Origin of the sequence: uncultured Lactobacillus sp. (assembly GCF_944327175.1) — a bacterium.
Lineage (GTDB): Bacteria > Bacillota > Bacilli > Lactobacillales > Lactobacillaceae > Lactobacillus.
Map to the genome: position 1 here is coordinate 1 of NZ_CALVGT010000004.1, position 18,204 is coordinate 18,204.

An 18,204-nucleotide genomic window follows, 5' to 3' on the forward strand; every position below is an offset into this window, starting at 1 on the left:
TATTAGGCACGCCGCCAGCGTTCGTCCTGAGCCAGGATCAAACTCTCAATTTGAAAATTGAGCTTTTTTAATCTGCTCCAGATTATTTGCTTGCGAATTGACTTCGCTTATTTGTTTGGATCAAACATTGTTTGACCCGCACACTGCGAAACTTTGTTCAGTTTTCAAAGTACCAACTTGCGTCTTAGTGACGCAATGTTTTATATCTTACTCGCTTGTTGACTTCTTGTCAACAAGTTTTTGATATTTTCTTTTTGCCTCCGCGAGACTTGCTTGTCTCACGCGGCAACAAACATTAGTATACTAGCTTTTTCCGATTCGTCAAATTTGCTTTTTCATTCGTTTTATGATTGGCGCACCCGGTAGAGTTGTTGTTGCTTAGCTTTCTACTTCAACGGAAATAAATCGGATTAACAACATTTTTCCTTCTCTTAACAAAGGATTGTTCTTAATTTGCTTGCTTTTCCCGAAAAAATCAGAGAAAATTTCTGCGATTTTTTCTAAAAATCGGCAAATGAAGCTGGGCAAAAGAAAAATGGCGACCTAAGTCACCATTTTCGTCACTCCATTATTCTCTTTTTCCTAGCTTTTTCTTTTCTCTCTACACTGTACATTCTTCTAATCTTTTTTATCTCTGCAGTTTGGCAACCAGCTGGTTTGGCAAAACGAAGCTCCGGCTACCCATGGACATTGGCCCCACTTCGCCCTGGTTAAAGACGATCACCACCTGGTTCTTCTTGCTGATGTAGAACTGCTGGTTCTTCTTGATTTGGCTGAAGCCGTACGTATCGCCATTTTCCTTGAGGAAGTAGCTCTTGTTCTTGTCAGCCTTCATTTCCTGCTTCATCTGCTTAATGATGTTCTGGCTGATGGCCTTTTGGTAGTTGCTGCCGCTCTTAAACAAGTCTCCCAGCTTAACCCGCTTGCCGCTGGCCTTGCTGAAGACGTAGTAGCGGCTGCTTTCGCCGCTGTCCGCTTGGGTTTGCACGGCTGTCAGCTTGACCACGTACCAGTAGCGGTTGTTAGTCACTTGCTTGGTCTTGACCGTCAAAGAACCATAGCCGCCCTTCTTCAGAGATGCCTTGAATTCCTTGGTCAAACGGTCAGTTTCCTGGGCAATCTCCCGGTTGACTGCCTGGCTGCTCTTCTTGGCCTCCTTGGCTGCCGGCCCGGTTACCCCGCTGACGGCAACTTTATCAACAGAAATATCGGCTGAATGCTTGCGGCTTTCGTAGTGGTAATCACGGAAGGTCACCAGCTTGAAGTAGTTACCCACAACTGGCAAATTCTGCATGGCATTAGCCACCTGCGGACTCGTGTTTGGTAAAGCCACGCTGAAAGCTGCCGCTGCCGCGATCCCTGCCACCAAGCGGACCCATGGCTTGCGCTTAGCGGACAAAGGAACAATCTTCCTTTGTCCCCGGCTGGCTGCCGCCTCCACGATGTACTCAGTCTTGATTCCGCCCATTGCATCCATTAAGTCAGTGTTTTTCATAATAAATCCCCTTTAAATAAACTTTTCTTCCTGCAGCTTTTTGCCCAGCTTGCGGCGCATCCGCAATAATGATACCTTGACAGCCGATACGGTCATCCCGTTAGCTGCCGCAATATCGCTGACAGCGTCCATATAAAAATACCGCTGAACAAAAATAATTCTTTTTTCTTTTGGCAGGCCTGCCAGAAAATCATTGATGATCTCCGTCAAAGCGCTGCTCTCAATCCCTTCCAGCTCTGCCTGCCCCTGGACCTCACCAGATAACTCTCCAATTTCATCCAGCGAGGCGGTATATTGATCCCCAGCCCGTTTCTGCCGGTTTTGGTCGCGGACCATGTTCAAGGCTCCGTTGCGCGTGACGCGCCCCAGGTAGGCCAAGAGGCTCTGCGGCCGCTTCGGCGGAATCGTGTTCCAGGCTTTCAGCCAAGTATCGTTTAGGCACTCCTCAACGTCCTCCTTATCCCGCAAGATGTTGCGGGCAATCGTTGAGCAGTATGCCCCATATTCACTCTGGACTGAAGTGAGCGCAGCTTCGTCTCTGGCGAAGAACTGCCCGATGATTTCAGTTTCTCTCACTGTCTTTTTCCGTCCTTTTACTTTTTGTTTTTCGGGGCCCCTCATCTCCTCTACCCTAATAGACACCTAAGGGAGCTGAAAGGTTACACTTTTGCAAAAAGTTTTTTAGAAAAATTTTCCACGCAAAAAGGAACTCCTCCGCGGAGTTCCTTTTAACACTAGTGCCACTTAACTTCTGGCGTGATCTTGGTCATGCCGTGCATGTATGGGCGTAAAGCTTCTGGTACGGTAACCGTGCCGTCTTCGTTTTGGTAGTTTTCCAAAATAGCGGCAACCGTCCGGCCGACAGCCAGGCCTGACCCGTTCAAAGTGTGGGTCAGCTTAACCTTGCCGTCTTCGTCGCGGTAACGGATTTGTGCCCGGCGGGCCTGGAAGTCAGTACAGTTGGAGCAGGATGAGATTTCCCGGTAAGTGTTTTGGGCTGGCATCCAGACTTCCAAGTCGTAAGTCTTAGCACTGGTGAAGGATGCATCCCCGGTTGACAAGGCTACGACCCGGTATGGCAGACCCAGCTTTTGCAGCAGGTGTTCAGCGTTGTGGGTCAGGTTTTCCAGTTCCTTCCAGGAGTCTTCCGGCTTAACAACCTTGACCATTTCCACCTTGCGGAATTCGTGCATCCGGATCAAGCCCCGGGTGTCGCGGCCAGCTGAACCAGCTTCACTTCTGAAGGCTGGTGACAAAGCAGTCACGTTGATCGGCAGTTTCTTGCCGTCGATGATGTCGCCTCTGAAGTAGTTGACCAAAGGAACTTCGGCAGTTGGGATCAAAGTCAGGTTCCGCGGTACTTCTGGGTCGTCGTTTTCAACGATGGTGTAGACGTCTTCAGTAAACTTCGGGAATTGGCCAGTCCCTTGCATTGAGTCATTGTTGACCAAGGATGGGGTGATGATTTCAGTGTAGCCTTCCTTAGTGTTTTCATCCAGGAAGAAGTTGTAAACGGCCCGTTCCAAGAGAGCGCCGGCACCCTTGTAGTAAACGAAGCGGGCTGCGGAAACCTTGCTTGCCGCATCCCAATCCAGGATGTTTAAGTCAGTGCCCAGGTCCCAGTGAGCCTTCGGTTCATAGTCAAACTTGGTTGGTTCGCTCCAGCGGCGGACTTCTTCGTTGTAGCTTTCATCAGGGCCGATTGGGTCTGAGTCAGCTGGGAAATTTGGCAAACGGAGCAAGATGTATTCTTGCTTTTCCTGCAGTTCGTCAACTTCCTGGTCCAATTTCTTGATCTTGGCGCCGACTTCACGCATGTTGGCGATGGCTTCGCTGGCGTCTGCCTTTTCCCGCTTGGCGGCAGCAATCTTCTTTGAAACTTCGTTTCTTTCTGCCTTCAAGTTTTCAGCTTCGGCCATAGCTTCCCGGCGCTTGGCGTCAATAGCTACCAGTTCATCCAATTGCTCAGGCTTGATGCCCCGAGTTGCCAACTTTTCCTTGGCCCAGTCAAGATTCTCGCGAATGACCTTAATATCCAGCATATATAACCTCCGAAAAAATAAAAAAGCCGGTCCGTCCCAGTCTTGGGACGAATCGGCGCACGGTTCGCGGTACCACCCAGTTTCGGCTCAAAGAGCCGCACTCAGTTGGGCGTTAACGGTGCCCGGCCGTGCAATGATTAATTGCCCACACTAATGAAATCTGGAAGCGACCGCCGTCCGCTCTCAGCATACGCGGACTCTCTGTCGGCAGTCTAGGGATTTCGTGTTTGTCTCTATTCTATGCTATTCGCTCCGTTTTAGCAAATAATACTTAGCGAAAAAATCCAAAAAAGGCGGGATTTGCCGGTAATCGACTTCATACATCTGCCTAAAGCCCAGTTTTTGCAATAAATACTGGGGCCGCAAATTGTCCGACCGGCAGCCTGCCCAGATTTCCTTAATTTCCGGATCCTTAAAAGCCTCCGCCAAAAGGCAGTTGATGCTTTCAGTCATGTAGCCCTGCCCCTGGAACTTTTTATCTAGTAAAAAGCCCAGCTCCCGGGACTGGCCATCCCGGGGATATAGTTCCAGCAGGCCGATCGCCTGGCCCTTTTTCAAGCAAATCATGTAGCTGGCCGGCCGTCTTTGGTAGGCCAAGGCCCCTTCTTTAGCTTCTGCCAGATTCCGGTAATGGGCAAAGCCCGCCGTTTCCTGGTAGTAGGGATCCTGCCCCCAAGACAAAAGCAGGTCAGCATCTTCCGGCTCGACCGGCCGCAAATATATCCGCTCGCTCTCCATCACATCAGCCTCATGATCCAGCGGGCACCGTAGACCAGGCCCAGGCTGTAGGCCGCGATGGTCCAGGGCTTGCAGAGGACGATGATCCAGAAGTAGGTCCAAGGCTTCATTTCCGTTAGACCTGCCAAAAGGCAGAGGAGGTCATCCGGGGCCACCGGGGCCAGGATGCAGATGGCGAAGAAGTAGTTGAACTTCTTTTGGTTTTTGGTCCACTTGGTATACTTCTCCAGGCTCTCTTCCGACACGATGTGCAAGATGAAGGACTTGCCGTAGTAGCGGGCCAGGAAGAAGTTGATCAAGGAGCCAATGACGATCCCAATATAGTTGTAGATAAAACCGGGCCCGGCACCGAAGAAGACGACCCCGGCCAAAAGGGAAACCCCGCCGGGGATAATCGGGATCACGACCTGGATAATCTGAATTAAGACAAAGATAAAGGGGCCGAGGATTTTTTTGTCTGATAAATAGGCACTCATCTTGGCCTGGCTGGTAAAAATCCCCAGCTGGTACCAGTAGATGCAGAGGCCAATGATCACGATGGTTGAAATAATGGTCAGCCGGTTGATCAGCTTGCGGCTTTGTTCGTAACTCATGGTCTTTTCCCCCTAAAAACAATTCTAGGATAATTTTAGCAAAAAGCCCCCGGCCGCCCCACCAGTTTGCTTCAAGCTTTACCCAAACTTATCCAAGTTCCTTGCAAAAAAAGCTAAAAGGCAAGCAGAAATTATTGCTTTGAGTATATAATTAAGTTAGAAGCAAAGATCAGAAAGGAAAATGAGATTATGGTTATGACAGTTAACAATATCGCTTATGACCTCAAGCACGGACTTAAGACCGACATCTATTATCCAAATGATACCGACTCACAGACAAAAATCCTCATCCTCTGGCACGGCGGCGGCTGGTTCCGGGGAAGCAAGGACAGCGTTAGGGACGTGGCCATCGACCTAGCCAACGCCGGCTTCATGACCTTCGTGCCCGACTACCGGCTGGCTCCGGCTGACCATTTCCCAGCTGCCCACGAGGATGCCCTTAACTTCGCGGCCTGGCTTTTAGCTTCCAACTACACCGACGAAGGCGATGAAAACAATATCGTCCAGATCGGGGCCAGCAGCGGCGGCAACCTGGCCTTGAAGGTGGCCGGCATGTACGGCTTTCCAACCGTCACCTGGTCAGCCCCGGTCGACTTCAGCAGCTGGCTGGCCGACCACCAAGAGGTCAAGCCCTCAGTCAATGCTAAAGAAGAACTGGGCTTAACCAAGCAGCAGGCGATCAATGAAGCCTTTTACAAGTACTTTGTCTTGACCTATGCCGGTAGTGAAGACTCCGGCCTTTTGGCCGACCTGGACGCTCAAAGCTACGACTACACCAAGTTGGGCCGCCTGCTCATGATCAACTCTGCGGCAGAATTAACCGACTTGGCCGGCGTTACTGACTTTGCCGGCCGTCTGGCCGGCTGCGGCCACCAAGTTGACCTGGAAATCATCCCCGGCCACGGCCACGCCATGGACTACGGCCGGGACTATCTCCGGGAAAGCATAACCTATCTCAACTATGCCCTCAGTCTGAAAACAGGAAGCGAATAACCATGATAAACATTGAAAAATTCATCAAAATCCGCAAGTCACTCAAACTCTCCCAAAATGAGCTTTGCAATGGGATCTGCACCCAGTCAACCCTGAGCAAGTTCGAAAATAACGGGCAGATTCCTTCATTCAAGATCCTCAAGCAGCTCTGCGAGCGGATGAATATCTCTTTATCCGACATCATGCTGACCAGCACGGAAAGCGAAATTGCCCAGAAGCTTTTTTCCGCGGACTTCTGCTTTATCACCTACGACTATGACCAGGTCCGCAAGATCCTCAAGCAGATCAATGAGAAAAATATCCGCGACAAGCAGGACCTCCTGCACTACAACTACCTGTGCGGGCAGCTGGCCCTGGACGGAGACCACAACGAAGTCTCGGCCCTCTTCTACTTCAACAATATCTTGACGACGGACAACCTCAAGGCCGACAACATCTACCGCCTCTTAGCCCTTAAGGGCTGCAGCCAGGTTTACGCCAGCCAGGACATGGACAAGGCCTCCCATTACTTTGACCAGATCCTGGGCCAGATCAAGAAAGTCGAAATCAAGGACAGCCTAAGAGAAATCCAGGTAATGTCGATTTTGACGGCCGCCGGCGAATTCTATGGGCAAAACGGCCAGTACAAGCACGCTGACAACCTGCTCAACTACGCCTACGAGCTGGCTTCAAGCCACCACGTGGTCTACTTCTTGGCCCGGGTCCTTTACCAACTGGCCTTGGACGACCTGGCCCAAAAGCGGTCCATGAATACCACCCTGGAGCACCTGCATGACTCCCTGGCCTTCGCCCGCTTGAACAAAAACGAGGTCATCCTCAAAGAAGGAGGCAAGCTCCTTATAGAACTTGAAGAGAAAGCATAAGAAAACGGTCAATCGCGAGATTGACCGTTTATTTTTTGCCTTAAATAGTGCCGTAGCCAGCCAGCGGCCGGCATGGGCAGTTGTTAAAGTCGTAAGTCTTTAAGAGTTCCAGTTCCTGGTCACCCTTGATAAAAGCAGTTGCCCCTTCAGACAGCATCAAGTTCATGATTGGCTTCTTTTCCGGGTGGTTAGTAAAAGGCACGATGATGACCGGCTTGTTCTGTGCCCGCAAAAAGCCGATTTCAAAGGCACAGCCGTCATCCAGTTCATCCATGTCGTAAAGAAAGACCCCACAGTTGGCCATGGACAGGCCGTTGATGTCATTTTGGTAGGTCTGCTGCTTCCAAAGCAGGCTGCGTTCGTCGCCAAAGCCGACATTCGGGTCTTCAGCCGGGTCGGTTACCTGCTGGTCAAAGGGAAAGTGGACATGTTCAACCGTCGGGTTGGCCGCCAGGTATTCGCGGACCTGCTTGGCCCGGGCTTGATGGTGGTCACGGTGAAAAGATGAACCTAAATAAATACGTGCTGTTGCCGTCATGAATCCTCCTAGTGGACGCTTAAATAATCTAACATGGTGTAAATGGCGCGCTTGTTGGCGCTTGGCAAAGGCTGGGCCAGAATCTCAGCCGGAGTCTGGTGTAAGTCATTGCCGCTTTCAGCGTAGGCGCCGTCATTGATGACGATTTCGCGGACATTGTCAGCCAAAGGCTCTAAGTGAAACTGCAGGCCGATCACGTTGCCATTGACCAAAAAGCCCTGGTTGGCCAAGAGGTCGCTGGAATAAAGCAGCTGGCTTTCAGCCGGCATTTCAAACATGTCCTGGTGCCAGTGCAGGGCCAGGAGCTTGTCTGGCAAACCGGCAATAGCGTCATTTTGCTTGTAGACCGGAGCCCAGCCGACTTCCTTGTGGGCCGCCGGGTGCACACTGCTGCCTAAGCAGATGGCGATTTGCTGGGCGCCCAGGCAGATGCCCAGAATTGGCAGGTGCTGCTTGAGGCAGTCCTTGATCAGTTGCCGCTCTTCTTCCAGCCAGGGCAGGTCATCGCCCGGGCTCATCGGCCCGCCCAAAACGACCAGCATGTCAGTTTCATCAGCTTTCGGGAAGATGCCGAAAGTTTCCGGATGGTATACATAGACTTTATTGCCCCGGTCTTCGGCCCAGGCCTTGATAGCCCCTGGCCCCTCATTCGGGGTGTGCTGCAAAACGTTGATCCGCATAATCTCGTCCTTTCAATATTTTAAATATTTTACCATGCTCGTCGGATTTTTTCATTAAACAGGAGATTTTTACCAAAAGCTTTGAAAAAATTGCCGTTAAAATATTCCTTCAAATAATAAAATTATTTCGCCCTTTAGCTATACCAAAAATCAGAAAGCGGTTTATACTAGAGAAAGGGATATTTGTGAATCTTACACTAGATTAGTGAGAAAAGCCGGTCTGATCAACTTTTAATTCGAAAGGATGAAGAAAACAGCTATGGCAAAATACGAATCAGTGAACCCATATACCAATGAGGTCTTCGCCAGCTACGAAAACCCGACTGACCAGCAGATTGAAGAATCTCTGGCCTTAGCCCACGCCCTCTACAAGAAGTGGCGGCATGAAGAACCGAGTAGCCGGGCAGCCATTTTGAAGGACATCGCGGCCAAGTTCCAGGAAAAGGAAGAAGAAATGGCCAAGACCATGACCCTGGAAATGGGCAAGAAGCTCAGCGAAGCCAAGGAAGAAGTTGAAATCTGCATTGGCATCCTCAACTACTACGCCGACCATGGCCCGGAGCTTTTAAAGCCGGTCGACCTGCCTAACCCATACGGGCGCGCCTACTACTTAAAGCAGGCCACCGGGGTAATCATGGCCTGCGAACCATGGAACTTCCCTCTTTACCAGATCATTCGGGTCTTTGCCCCGAACTTTGTCGTCGGCAACCCGATGCTGCTCAAGCACGCCCACAATGTACCAAGCTCTGCTGCCCTGGCGGCCAAGATCGTCAAAAGCGGCGGGGCACCGGAAGGCAGCTTGCTCAACCTCTACCTCAGCTACAGCCAGCTGGACCAGGTTATCGCTGATCCGCGGGTACAAGGGGTCGCCCTAACCGGGTCTGAAAGAGGCGGGGTTTCCGTAGCGGAAAACGCCGGCAAGAACTTGAAGAAGTCCACCATGGAATTAGGCGGCAACGACGCCTTCATCGTCTTGAGCGACGCTGACCCGGCAGTTTTAAAGGCAGCCTTGAGCGATGCCCGCAGCTACAACAATGGCCAGGTCTGCACTTCATCCAAGCGGATGATCGTTTTGGCTGACCGCTATGAAGAAGTCCTGGCAGACATGAAGGATATTTACTCCAGCCTTAAGTGGGGTGACCCGCTGGAAGACTCCACTACCCTGCCGCCGATGAACTCCCAAGCCGCCAAGGAAAAGCTGGCCAAGCAGGTGGAAGCGGCAATTGCCGGCGGAGCCAAGGTCTACTACGAGTATCCGGAAATTGACGCCCCAGGTGCCTTCAGCCGGCCAATTATTCTGACAGACATGACTAAGGACAACCCAATGTTTGACCAGGAAATGTTCGGGCCAGTCTGCGTGGTCTACAAGGTTAAAGACGAAGACGAAGCCATCGCCTTAGCCAACGATTCCAGCTACGGGCTGGGCTCTTCCGTCATCTCCAGTGACATCAAGCACGCTGAAGAAGTCGCCAGCCAGATTGAAACCGGGATGACGGTTATCAACGGCCGCTGGATCACTGACGGCAGCCTGCCATTTGGCGGGGTCAAGAAGTCCGGCTATGGCCGCGAACTCAGTCCTTTAGGCTTGGACGCCTTCGTCAATGAACACCTGGTGATCGACTTTACTGACCAAAACCAGCAATAAGCAGATCTACCTCAATCTCTTTCAACTACACTTACCTTTAGTTTTTTCTTTAATCTTTATTACATTACATACTTTTTAGTGTTTCTTTTATACTAGTTTCTGCACCATAATTATCAACTTTTAAGTTTTTATTTTTAACGAATCTCCAAGTAGAAAATACCAAGAAAAGGCCGCTGGTCACTCAGACCAGCAGCCTTTTTATCTGCCAAAAAACTATTCTTCACTATTTTGCTCGGGCTTGACCATTGGCTGGAACATGTTGATGCCGGCTAAAACCGTGGTTAAGCAGCTGACCAGGATCAAGAGGTAGCCGGAAATGCCGATAGCCACGGCATAGCTCTTCAAGCTGGAAAGCACCTGGCTTAAGTAGCTGGTCGCGCTAGTCGTCTGGGCCAATTGGTAAAAGAGGTAGATCAAGACCAGGCTTTCGACCAGGGACAAGGCAAAGGCCCGGACTCGGGAGGCCCCGGTATTCTGGCTGACGGCCAGCATGATGAAGACTGGCAAGAGCAGGAAGATGGCCAGGAAGAGGTAGAGAATCAAGGCGGGAACGATTTTGCCCGCTGCGATCTGCCGGTTGGCGACTTCAAAGAAGACGCTGGCCACGGTCAGCTTGCTGCTGGAGGCCACGAAGCCGGTCCCCAGGAAAAGCAGGGCCAAGGTGATTAAGCTGGTCAAGAGGATGGAGAGCTGGATGATGCCGAAGTTCCGGGGCTTCTTGGTCTTTTTTTTCACCTTTTCCAGCTTGGCTTCAAATTTCGGGTGAGCCTGGGTGAAGTCTTCATTCTTTTCCTCGATTTCGCTTTCCTTGTCGTCAAAGGCATTGAAGACTTTAGAAGCAGACTGCCGGATGTATTCAGTCAAGTTCCGGTCAGCAGTATATTCGCCATGGGGGTCCCGGTGGCCGGTCCAGATAAGGAGAGCCATAGAGATAGCAAAAGCCGTCCAGCCCAGGGGCCGGGAGAAGCTCATGATGATCAAAAGGCCCACGCCGACTAAGAAGGCGATCGTAGTGTTGTCTCTCATCCACTGGATCATTTTCTCCACGGTTGAGTTGCCGGTGAAGGCATTCTGTTCCTGCCTTTGCCGGTAGGCGGACCGGCTGAGCTTGTCAGCTGGTTCTTTTTCTAAAGACCGGTCGGCTTCTTCCCGCTTAGCTTCTCTTCTTTCCACATTTTCTTCCACTGCTTCTTCAGTAAAGTAGTCGCGGCGGTATTTTTCCACATTGAATCCACAGTTGGGACAGGTCTTTTCCTGGCCAGTCAGGGCCTGTCCACAGTTGGGACACTTTTTCATAGTAATCGTCCTTTGCTAGTGTTTCTTTTTCCACATTATAGCATTTTCCCTCCGGAGGCAAAAAAGAACCCGCCAAAGATGACGGGTTCTTAATGCATTATTTAGCTTTCATTTAAGACTTCTTGCGGCCTGCCCACTTAGGCCATGGGAAGCCTTCGTAGGTCAGCTTAGTTGAAGCAGACAGGTTGATCGGCATCAAGAAGACCAGGATGGCCAGACCGATGATGACCCCGATGGCCACTTCGATCAAGGTTGGCACGCCTGATGGGATCAAGGCCGCGAAAGTACCACCCAGGATGACGGCAGCTGAGATGACAACCGTACCGATAACCGTACATGCCTCCAGGATTCTTGCGCTAGGCAATTCGTGCGGATCGCTGTCGCGGTAGCGCATCATGACGAAGATGCTGTAGTCTACCCCGAGGGCGATCAACATGATGAAGGTGAAGAACGGCACGTTCCAAGCCAGGGTGCTCCGGCCCATCATGCCGCTGACAACCCAGCGGGTGATTGACAGAGAACTGATGTAGGCCAAGAGCAGAGTCCCCAGAATGTAGATCGGCTGAAGCAGACTCCGGGTGACGAAGATCAAGGCAATGCCGATACCAATCAGCATGATTGCCATAGTTCTGGTAAAGTCACCACTGGCCGTGTTCTTGGTGTCTTCGATGGTTGAGCTTTGCCCGCCCATTTCGACTTCAGCCTTGCCCAGGTCGGTCCCCTTCAGGGACTTGCGGGCCATAGCGCTCAGGGCCTGTGAGTGCTCTGCGGCACTTTCAGAACTTGGGTTGCTGTCCAGGATGATGATGATCATAGCACTCTTCTTGTCCGGGCTGAGGAAGACCTTGAGGGACTTCTGCAGGTCGGCGTTGTGCTTCAAGACGTAGCTTGGCACGTAGAAGGTGTCAGAAGCCTTGGACTTGCGCAGACCGTTCAAGTATGAGCCGGCAGAAACCAAACCGTTGTTGACGGCAGTCAAGCCGCTGGTGATGGCTGGCGTCTTTTCAGCGAGCTTGCTTGCGCCGCTGGAAAGCTGGCTGCTGCCGGACTGCAGCTTGTCAGCCCCTTCAGCCAGTTGGCTTGAACCGTTGACGCCTTGCGCCAGGCCGTTTTGCAGTTGGCCAGCACCAGATTGGAGTTGCCCGGCACCGCTGGTCAAGCGGCTTGCGCCGTTAGCCAATTGAGCCGCGCCGCTGAGGCCGCTGGCCAAACCGTTAGCCAGTTGGCCGGCACCAGAGTTAACCTGGCCAGCACCAGTGTTGACTTGGCTAGCGCCGCTGGCTACAGCAGAAGCACCAGAGTTGACCTTGTTCGCCCCACTGACCAAGCTGCCAGTACCGGAGTACAGACTTGCGGCACCAGCATTCAGTTTGCCGGCACCAGTGTAAAGGCTGGCCGCGCCGGAGTTGACTTGACCGGCACCAGTGTAAAGGCTTGAAGCACCAGTATTGACCTGGCTAATCCCGTTGTAAAGGGAAACCGCCCCACTGTTCAGCTTGTTAGCACCTTGTGACAGGGCCAAAGCGCCTGCCATCCCCTTGCTCAAACCACTGTAAATTGAGTTTGAACCGGTGTAGAGCTTGTGGGCGCCGGTTGCGAGGGCATCAACTGCTGACTGCATCTGGCTGATCTTGCCCAAGCCGGACTTCAAGTCGATAATCCCGCTGGCTGCCTGGGTGCTCAAAGTATTTGAGCCATTCGCCAGCTGGGCAACAGCTGCCTGGAGTTGCTCAACTTGCGTGCTCAAGTCGGCTGTGGAAGACACATTACCAAAGCTACCGGCTGCACTTTGAATGCCGGAAGCGGCACTCTTCATGTTAGTTGCGGCAGTACCGGCAGTAGTCAAGCCGCTGCTAGCGGAACCTAAACCGCTCTTGGTAGAAGACAAGCCACCGTTAAGTGAGTTAAGTTCATTTAGCAGTTCTTTTTGCAAAGTTGGGTCTGAAACCTTTTTAATTGATGCCGCTAAACTGCCAGCTGCATTATTTGCAGCACCTAAGCCGATGCCTACACTCTTCAAGCCAGTCCCAACATCAGTCAAGCCCTTTTGCAGAGAGCCAACTTGCCCTTGCAGGCTTTGCAGGCCACTGACCAGGCTGGAGATCTTTGAAGTATCGATGTTTGGCACTTGAATTTGGCTGACCTTGCTGTTCAAGCTTTGCAAGCCGTTGTTCAAGTCAGTCAAGCCCTGGGACAGTTGGTCAAGCTGGTCAGCGTTCAAGGAACTGGCGTTTTCTGACAGCTGACTCTTCAGCTGGTCAAGGCCGGCAACCAAAGTGTTCATGTTGGCCGTCAGATCCTTAGCGCCATTGGTCAAAGTCTGAGTGCCAGTGTAAAGGCTGCTTGCACCGGTTGCCAGATCACTGGTCCCGTCCTTCAAACTAGTACTGCCAGTCAAGAGCTGGGAAGTACCATTCTTCAAAGAACCCGCGCCAGTGTAAAGGCTGGCAGTACCGTTCTTCAAAGTGCCGGCACCAGTGTAAAGGCTGGCGGTACCATTCTTCAAAGTGCCAGCACCATTTCGCAAGGTCTGGGCACCAGTTGCCAGAGACCCAGTCCCGTTAGCCAGAGTCTTAGAACCACTGGCTAGAGAGCTGGTCCCACTCTTCAGCTTCTGGGTACCAGCAGACAGGGTGTTGGCTCCGCTAGATAATTTTCTGGTGCCGGAGTAAAGGGCATCTGCCCCAACTGACAGGGTCTTGGTCCCGTTAAAGAGGGTGCCTGCCCCGTCGTAGAGGGCGATTGAACCGTTGTAAAGCTTAACCGTCCCCGTGTACAGGTCCTTGGCCCCATCACTCAAAGTGCCAGTGCCTTCGTCGAGCTGGTCAGCCCCGTTAGCCAGTTTCTTGGCCCCACTGGTTACCTGCTCACTGCCCTTAGTCAATTTGCCGACACCCTTTTCCAATTTGGCGGTCCCGTCGGTAACTGACTTCAGCTGCTTCTTAACGTATAGCAGCTTAATCTTTTCATTGTATGGCTCAGTCGCGGACATAACCTTGTCCACGCCTTCAGAATTGCGCAACTTCCGCGTCAATTCGTCGATCAGCTTCAAGTCCTTCTCATTATCGAGCTTGTGGTCACTCTTAATGTAAAGGTATGACGGCATAGCCATCCCTTCAGAGAAGTGCTTTTGGACCAGGTTCAGCCCTTGCTTGGAAGGAACTGAATCTGAAATTTCCGCCGTGTCGTCGTAGTTCAAAACGTTAGAGTAAGTAACGAAGAACGGAGCAATGACAACTGCTACTGCTGCCAAGGAGACAACTGGCCGCTTCAAAGTAGCGCTGGAAATCCCGTGCCACATCTTGCTTGGGTTTTCCCCGGCAAATTCCTTGCTTGGCCAGAACATCTTCTTGCCCAAAGTGGCCATGAAGAAGGGATTCAAAGTCAAGAGGACAACCAGCAGGACCAGAACGCCGACGGCAACGCCAGAAGCGGACCGGTAAACGGAGAAGTTGGCCAGGCCCAAAGCGGAGAAACCGATCAGGATTGAGGAGCCGGAGTAAAGAATAGTCCGGCCGGCCTTCTTGATCGAGTCCTTCGTGGCCTCAGCCACCCCCAGGCCATTGCCCAGGTACTCCTTAAAGTGGTTATATAGCAGAATGTTGTAGTCGGTCCCGATCCCGAACAAAACAATCACCATGAAGACCTGGGTGAAGTTGGAGAACGGGAAGTTCACCTGGTTGACCAGGTTGGTCACGATTGAGAAGGAAACCAGGAAGGAAACCCCAACCGTCAAAAGTGACACAAGCGGGACAACCGGTGACCGGAAGACGATGATCAACACGATGAAGATGAAGACCACCGTGATCAGTTCCGTCTTCTTGATCCCCTCTTGGATCGAGCTGGTAAAGTCATTGTTGAGGACGTCTGCCCCAGTGACGTAGGTTCTTACCCCACTGGTCTTGACGGCCTTGTTGATCTCGTCATAAATCTGGGAGATAGTCCCATGGTTCTTGGAGATGTTCATCTGCATGACCCAAGTCGTTCCGTCTTTAGACTTGAGTAGCTTCTTGGTAGCGATGTTGTCTTGTGGCGCCAGGTAGTCCTTGATGCCGTATTTCTTCTGGTTGTTGGTCAAGCGGTCGATCGAGGCTTCGATATTGCCTTGGTCGGTCTCGGTCAGCTTACCGGATTTCTTGTTGAAAACAACCGCGACTTCGTAAGTATTCTTTTTCTTACTGCCCCATTCGTTCTTGATTAGTTTGGCTGCTTCGCTTTCCACGTTGCTTGGCAGGGAGATTTCGCTGTGCGCTCTCGTCAGTGAGTCAACGTTTGGCAAGGCAACCAAAGAAATCACAAGAATGAGCACCCAGGCGATCAAAGCGCCGAGGTGGTTCTTCAGTAACTTCTTCAACGTCCTTTTTCCTTTCTTTATCTTTTACAATCTGTCTACTAAGCTAGGCATTTGACTGCTGGACGCTGGGCGAAACCAGCCGCCAGACCATTTCGTGATAGTTCTCCTCTGCTTCTTGCGGGCTTTCCGAGTATTCCTGGCCTTCCTGGTCCTTAGTGAATCTGTCTAGAAAGACATAGCCCAGGACCGCGCCAACCAAGGCGTGCTGGGAAACCACGTGCTCAGTGTCCACTTGCAGCTGGTCCCCCAAGTCCAGGATCTTGACCACCTCTTTAACCACTTCTGAATCATCAGAAAATTCATCCATGTGGTAAAGGAGGGTCGCCAGGGCCTGGTCTTCCAGAAGCCGGTCGCGGACCACGTCAGCAAACTTAAACAATGCTTCGTGACCTGACAAACCGACCAGCTGCTTGAGCAGGTCCTGGTAGAGCAGGCGGATCCGGCTGGCCGCGACCAGCGACAGAAGTTGCGAGCGGTTCTTCACGTAATGATAGAGTGACTGGCTGCGAACGCCCAGAGCCTTGGCAAGATTTGGCATGGTCGTCTCGCTTAAGCCCCGGCTTTCAATCATTTCCGTGGCTTTGGCGATGACCTTGCCTAAGTCCAAAGTTCTTTTTTGAGTCATAATTACTACCATTTTCCTTTCAACTCTAGCAATTATATAACTACTAACTGAAGATTTCAATCTACACTCTGTAAATTAATTTCATTTTTCTGTTGAAAGCGATTCCTAAAAGCGCTATCATATATTGAGATAGGAGATGAAAACTAAAAATGAAAATCTGGTGGTTCGCAAACTTTTACTGGTTCAGTTTACTGATTTATCTAAATGTTTTCATGTTCAATTTTCATTACCCTGACGGCAACAGCATCAATCCTTTCGTAGTAACCTTCCTGTTGCTGGCTATCTGCATTATGATCGGGGAATTCCAATTCGCCTGGTATATGTGGCTGGTTAAGAAAACTTATAAACCACGTAAACGCAAGAAAACACAAAACGACTCTACTGTCTGGCTGTAGAGTCGTTTTTCATTTCTTCTATTCAGTTTATTCCGTCTTTACTTTTCCATGACTTTCTTGACGGCTTGTCCCAAGGAAGCAAAGTCGTCAGTCTTGCTGGACCAAGCGCTGACTACGTAATTGTGGCCGTTATTGCTGATCAAGGCGACCTCTAAATTGCTATCAGCATATTGGTAGATGGTCCCCTTAGCCTTGCTGGCCAGCTTGGTCTTCCCTGTCATAGCAGTCAGAACCTGCTGGTTGTAGCTGCCGACCTGCTTGCCTTGATAGATGGAAACCATGATCTTGGCCAGGTCACTGGCTGTCGTCTTGCCGACCACGGATTTAGAGAAGGTCCCCGTTACTTTAGTCTGGCTGGCCCCCAGCTGCTTAAGGATCTTGTTGACCTGCTTAGTCCCGATCGTCCGCAAAAGCGCGTTAGCCGCGGTCTTGTTGCCCTTCAGCATCTGCTTGCGCAAGTAGCTTGGCCCATAGCTGATCCCGACCGCGATCGCCTGGCTCGTCCCGGCCTTGTCAGCCTTAGTAACCTTGATGGTCGTGCTGGCCCCGATCTTGCCAGACTTTTCCTGGGCGTAAAGGGCGATCAAAAGATAGAGGTAAAAAATCTTCTGGGAATTCTGGCCGCTCTTGGTGTTGGCGACTTCCGCGAAATGGCTGCTCTTATTCAAGTCATAAGCTGCCACCTGGTAGCTGACGTCCTGGCCCATAGCCTTCTTAATTGCCTTGACCAGTTGCTTGTCACTGCCCTTGCTGCTCTTGACCTGATTGTCATATTCAATAGAATTGACATTCGGTTCCTTGTCAGTAGAAGTGATCTTCTTTTTGACTTTACCGGACTTCTTTACCTGCACCACCGTGACTTCCCGCGTTTCAGCATCCTTGTTGGTGCTGGTGTACACGACAAAAGCCAGCAGGGAGGCGATCAAAGCCCCGACTACAATATTGTTCTTCATTAAAGCTCCTTGTTTCTAACTATTAATCCCTTTAGAAAAGATGGTGCTTGCGCATGAGGAAGATCAGCCAGACCATCAAAAGAGCGGTGATCAAAATAATGACTATCCAGTCATAGCTGGCCCCGAAAACCGGCAGTTTCACGTTCATCCCGTAAAAACCAGTCAAAATAGTCGGGATAGTCAAAACAATGGACCAGACCGTCAGGAACTGCATGGTGTCATTTAGGTTGTTGTTCATCATGTTGTTAGAAGTCGATGACAAAGTCTTGGTAACCTGCCGGGAAATCTGCACCATTTCTGAAGACTGGCTGGATTCAATCAAAACGTCGTCCAGCCTTTCCTTGGCCGCTTTGGAAAAAGTCAGCCGGGAATGCTGCAGGCTGTGCAGCATCATCTGGTCAGTCTGAATTGAACTGGACAGATAGACCAGACTCTTTTCAATATTGGACAACTCAACCAGGTCCTTATTGTCGATGTCATCGCTCAGCTTGACGTCCAGATCGTTGCGCTCAGCATCCAGCTGGGTGATGGCCCGCTGGAAGTACTGGGAAGCATACATCAAAAAAGTCACCAGCAGTTCCGTCACGTCCTGGGCGTGGGAGAGCCGGCGCAAAACCCGGGGATCGTTGAACTCGTCAAAGACATAGCTGGTTTCAATCGTATGGAAAGAAAAGAGGTTCTTGTCCTGCAGCAAAAAAGTGATTGGCCGGGAAGTGAAGTGCTTGCTGGTCGTCGTTGGCCAGACTGGCACGTCATAGACCAGCAGGTGGGTGTCGGTATATTGGTCGTAGTCGTAGTGGGGCCGTTCATGCCGGTCGGAAACGTAGGAAATAATTTCCGGGGTAAAGTAAAACTCCGTCTGCAGTCGCCGGCTGTCAGCTTCGTTCAAGCCATTGACGTCGTACCAGTTAAAGTCAGTTTCAATTGGAAAAATTTGTTGCTTAATCATGGCTGTCCCACCTTCATTTTACTCATTATTCATGTTACCATTTTT

At 51.1% G+C, this 18,204-nt stretch carries 16 protein-coding genes; 4 read left to right on the top strand and 12 right to left on the bottom strand.

Annotated features, from left to right (window positions below; translation table 11 throughout):
- Nucleotides 1–628 precede the first annotated feature (628 nt).
- The 5 genes from Q0J41_RS00605 to Q0J41_RS00625 form a co-directional block, all read right to left on the bottom strand.
- Nucleotides 629–1,495 carry an RsiV family protein gene (locus Q0J41_RS00605; RefSeq protein ID WP_296224781.1) on the bottom strand — a complete coding sequence of 289 codons (867 nt, stop codon included), beginning with the start codon at nucleotides 1,493–1,495 and terminating at the stop codon, nucleotides 629–631.
- A 12-nt stretch (nucleotides 1,496–1,507) separates the two neighbouring features.
- Nucleotides 1,508–2,071, bottom strand: coding sequence for a sigma-70 family RNA polymerase sigma factor (locus tag Q0J41_RS00610; protein WP_296224784.1), 564 nt, complete (start codon nucleotides 2,069–2,071; stop codon nucleotides 1,508–1,510).
- 158 nt (nucleotides 2,072–2,229) lie between these two features.
- Entirely contained in the window at nucleotides 2,230–3,537 is a 1,308-nt protein-coding gene (gene serS / locus Q0J41_RS00615) for a serine--tRNA ligase (protein WP_296224786.1), read from the bottom strand.
- 243 nt (nucleotides 3,538–3,780) lie between these two features.
- Nucleotides 3,781–4,275 carry a GNAT family N-acetyltransferase gene (locus Q0J41_RS00620; protein WP_296224787.1) on the bottom strand — a complete coding sequence of 165 codons (495 nt, stop codon included), beginning with the start codon at nucleotides 4,273–4,275 and terminating at the stop codon, nucleotides 3,781–3,783.
- Nucleotides 4,275–4,868, bottom strand: a complete 594-nt coding sequence (locus Q0J41_RS00625) for a VTT domain-containing protein (protein ID WP_296224789.1) — start codon at nucleotides 4,866–4,868, stop codon at nucleotides 4,275–4,277. The genes Q0J41_RS00620 and Q0J41_RS00625 overlap by 1 nt, the downstream gene beginning before the upstream one ends.
- 189 nt (nucleotides 4,869–5,057) lie before the next feature.
- Between Q0J41_RS00625 and Q0J41_RS00630 the strand changes: the two genes are divergently transcribed.
- On the top strand, nucleotides 5,058–5,861 hold the full coding sequence (locus Q0J41_RS00630; protein WP_296224791.1) for an alpha/beta hydrolase: 804 nt from the start codon (nucleotides 5,058–5,060) through the stop codon (nucleotides 5,859–5,861).
- Nucleotides 5,862–5,863: 2 nt separating this feature from the next.
- Complete coding sequence (locus Q0J41_RS00635; protein ID WP_296224793.1) at nucleotides 5,864–6,724, top strand: helix-turn-helix transcriptional regulator; 861 nt, start codon at nucleotides 5,864–5,866, stop codon at nucleotides 6,722–6,724.
- 40 nt (nucleotides 6,725–6,764) lie between these two features.
- Here Q0J41_RS00635 and Q0J41_RS00640 read toward each other — a convergent pair whose 3' ends face one another.
- Together Q0J41_RS00640 and Q0J41_RS00645 are read right to left on the bottom strand one after the other, a co-directional pair.
- The gene (locus tag Q0J41_RS00640; RefSeq protein ID WP_296224795.1) at nucleotides 6,765–7,262 is read right to left on the bottom strand and encodes a nucleoside 2-deoxyribosyltransferase; all 498 of its coding nucleotides are present in this window, start codon (nucleotides 7,260–7,262) and stop codon (nucleotides 6,765–6,767) included.
- Nucleotides 7,263–7,270: 8 nt separating this feature from the next.
- On the bottom strand, nucleotides 7,271–7,942 hold the full coding sequence (locus tag Q0J41_RS00645) for a type 1 glutamine amidotransferase (RefSeq protein ID WP_296224797.1): 672 nt from the start codon (nucleotides 7,940–7,942) through the stop codon (nucleotides 7,271–7,273).
- Nucleotides 7,943–8,201: 259 nt separating this feature from the next.
- On the opposite strand from Q0J41_RS00645, the gene Q0J41_RS00650 reads away from it, so the two are divergent.
- A complete protein-coding gene (locus tag Q0J41_RS00650; protein WP_296224799.1) occupies nucleotides 8,202–9,587 on the top strand; it encodes an NAD-dependent succinate-semialdehyde dehydrogenase in 1,386 nt (461 codons plus the stop codon).
- Nucleotides 9,588–9,800: 213 nt separating this feature from the next.
- Here the strand turns inward: Q0J41_RS00650 and Q0J41_RS00655 are convergent, their stop codons facing one another.
- The 3 genes from Q0J41_RS00655 to Q0J41_RS00665 all read right to left on the bottom strand — a co-directional run bounded on the left by Q0J41_RS00655 (nucleotide 9,801) and on the right by Q0J41_RS00665 (nucleotide 15,862).
- Nucleotides 9,801–10,883, bottom strand: coding sequence for a zinc ribbon domain-containing protein (locus Q0J41_RS00655; RefSeq protein WP_296224801.1), 1,083 nt, complete (start codon nucleotides 10,881–10,883; stop codon nucleotides 9,801–9,803).
- A gap of 112 nt (nucleotides 10,884–10,995) precedes the next feature.
- Nucleotides 10,996–15,237, bottom strand: a complete 4,242-nt coding sequence (locus Q0J41_RS00660; RefSeq protein ID WP_296224803.1) for an MMPL family transporter — start codon at nucleotides 15,235–15,237, stop codon at nucleotides 10,996–10,998.
- A gap of 43 nt (nucleotides 15,238–15,280) precedes the next feature.
- Nucleotides 15,281–15,862 carry a TetR/AcrR family transcriptional regulator gene (locus Q0J41_RS00665; RefSeq protein WP_296224806.1) on the bottom strand — a complete coding sequence of 194 codons (582 nt, stop codon included), beginning with the start codon at nucleotides 15,860–15,862 and terminating at the stop codon, nucleotides 15,281–15,283.
- 149 nt (nucleotides 15,863–16,011) lie between these two features.
- Here Q0J41_RS00665 and Q0J41_RS00670 point away from each other — a divergent pair, with 149 nt between their 5' ends.
- On the top strand, nucleotides 16,012–16,257 hold the full coding sequence (locus tag Q0J41_RS00670; protein WP_296224808.1) for a hypothetical protein: 246 nt from the start codon (nucleotides 16,012–16,014) through the stop codon (nucleotides 16,255–16,257).
- Nucleotides 16,258–16,295: 38 nt separating this feature from the next.
- On the opposite strand, the gene Q0J41_RS00675 is transcribed toward Q0J41_RS00670, so the two are convergent.
- Together Q0J41_RS00675 and Q0J41_RS00680 are read right to left on the bottom strand one after the other, a co-directional pair.
- Complete coding sequence (locus Q0J41_RS00675; RefSeq protein ID WP_296224811.1) at nucleotides 16,296–17,210, bottom strand: serine hydrolase; 915 nt, start codon at nucleotides 17,208–17,210, stop codon at nucleotides 16,296–16,298.
- 31 nt (nucleotides 17,211–17,241) lie between these two features.
- Nucleotides 17,242–18,159, bottom strand: coding sequence for a magnesium transporter CorA family protein (locus Q0J41_RS00680; RefSeq protein ID WP_296224813.1), 918 nt, complete (start codon nucleotides 18,157–18,159; stop codon nucleotides 17,242–17,244).
- Between the last annotated feature and the right edge of the window lie 45 nt (nucleotides 18,160–18,204).

Bases quoted from the DNA above. Each gene is read 5' to 3' on its own strand.
- Q0J41_RS00605 (WP_296224781.1), bottom strand. From the start codon at position 1,495: ATGAAAAACACTGACTTAATGGATGCAATGGGCGGAATCAAGACTGAG.
- serS (WP_296224786.1), bottom strand. From the start codon at position 3,537: ATGCTGGATATTAAGGTCATTCGCGAGAATCTTGACTGGGCCAAGGAA.
- Q0J41_RS00620 (WP_296224787.1), bottom strand. From the start codon at position 4,275: ATGGAGAGCGAGCGGATATATTTGCGGCCGGTCGAGCCGGAAGATGCT.
- Q0J41_RS00625 (WP_296224789.1), bottom strand. From the start codon at position 4,868: ATGAGTTACGAACAAAGCCGCAAGCTGATCAACCGGCTGACCATTATT.
- Q0J41_RS00630 (WP_296224791.1), top strand. From the start codon at position 5,058: ATGGTTATGACAGTTAACAATATCGCTTATGACCTCAAGCACGGACTT.
- Q0J41_RS00635 (WP_296224793.1), top strand. From the start codon at position 5,864: ATGATAAACATTGAAAAATTCATCAAAATCCGCAAGTCACTCAAACTC.
- Q0J41_RS00640 (WP_296224795.1), bottom strand. From the start codon at position 7,262: ATGACGGCAACAGCACGTATTTATTTAGGTTCATCTTTTCACCGTGAC.
- Q0J41_RS00645 (WP_296224797.1), bottom strand. From the start codon at position 7,942: ATGCGGATCAACGTTTTGCAGCACACCCCGAATGAGGGGCCAGGGGCT.
- Q0J41_RS00650 (WP_296224799.1), top strand. From the start codon at position 8,202: ATGGCAAAATACGAATCAGTGAACCCATATACCAATGAGGTCTTCGCC.
- Q0J41_RS00655 (WP_296224801.1), bottom strand. From the start codon at position 10,883: ATGAAAAAGTGTCCCAACTGTGGACAGGCCCTGACTGGCCAGGAAAAG.
- Q0J41_RS00665 (WP_296224806.1), bottom strand. From the start codon at position 15,862: ATGACTCAAAAAAGAACTTTGGACTTAGGCAAGGTCATCGCCAAAGCC.
- Q0J41_RS00670 (WP_296224808.1), top strand. From the start codon at position 16,012: ATGAAAATCTGGTGGTTCGCAAACTTTTACTGGTTCAGTTTACTGATT.
- Q0J41_RS00675 (WP_296224811.1), bottom strand. From the start codon at position 17,210: ATGAAGAACAATATTGTAGTCGGGGCTTTGATCGCCTCCCTGCTGGCT.
- Q0J41_RS00680 (WP_296224813.1), bottom strand. From the start codon at position 18,159: ATGATTAAGCAACAAATTTTTCCAATTGAAACTGACTTTAACTGGTAC.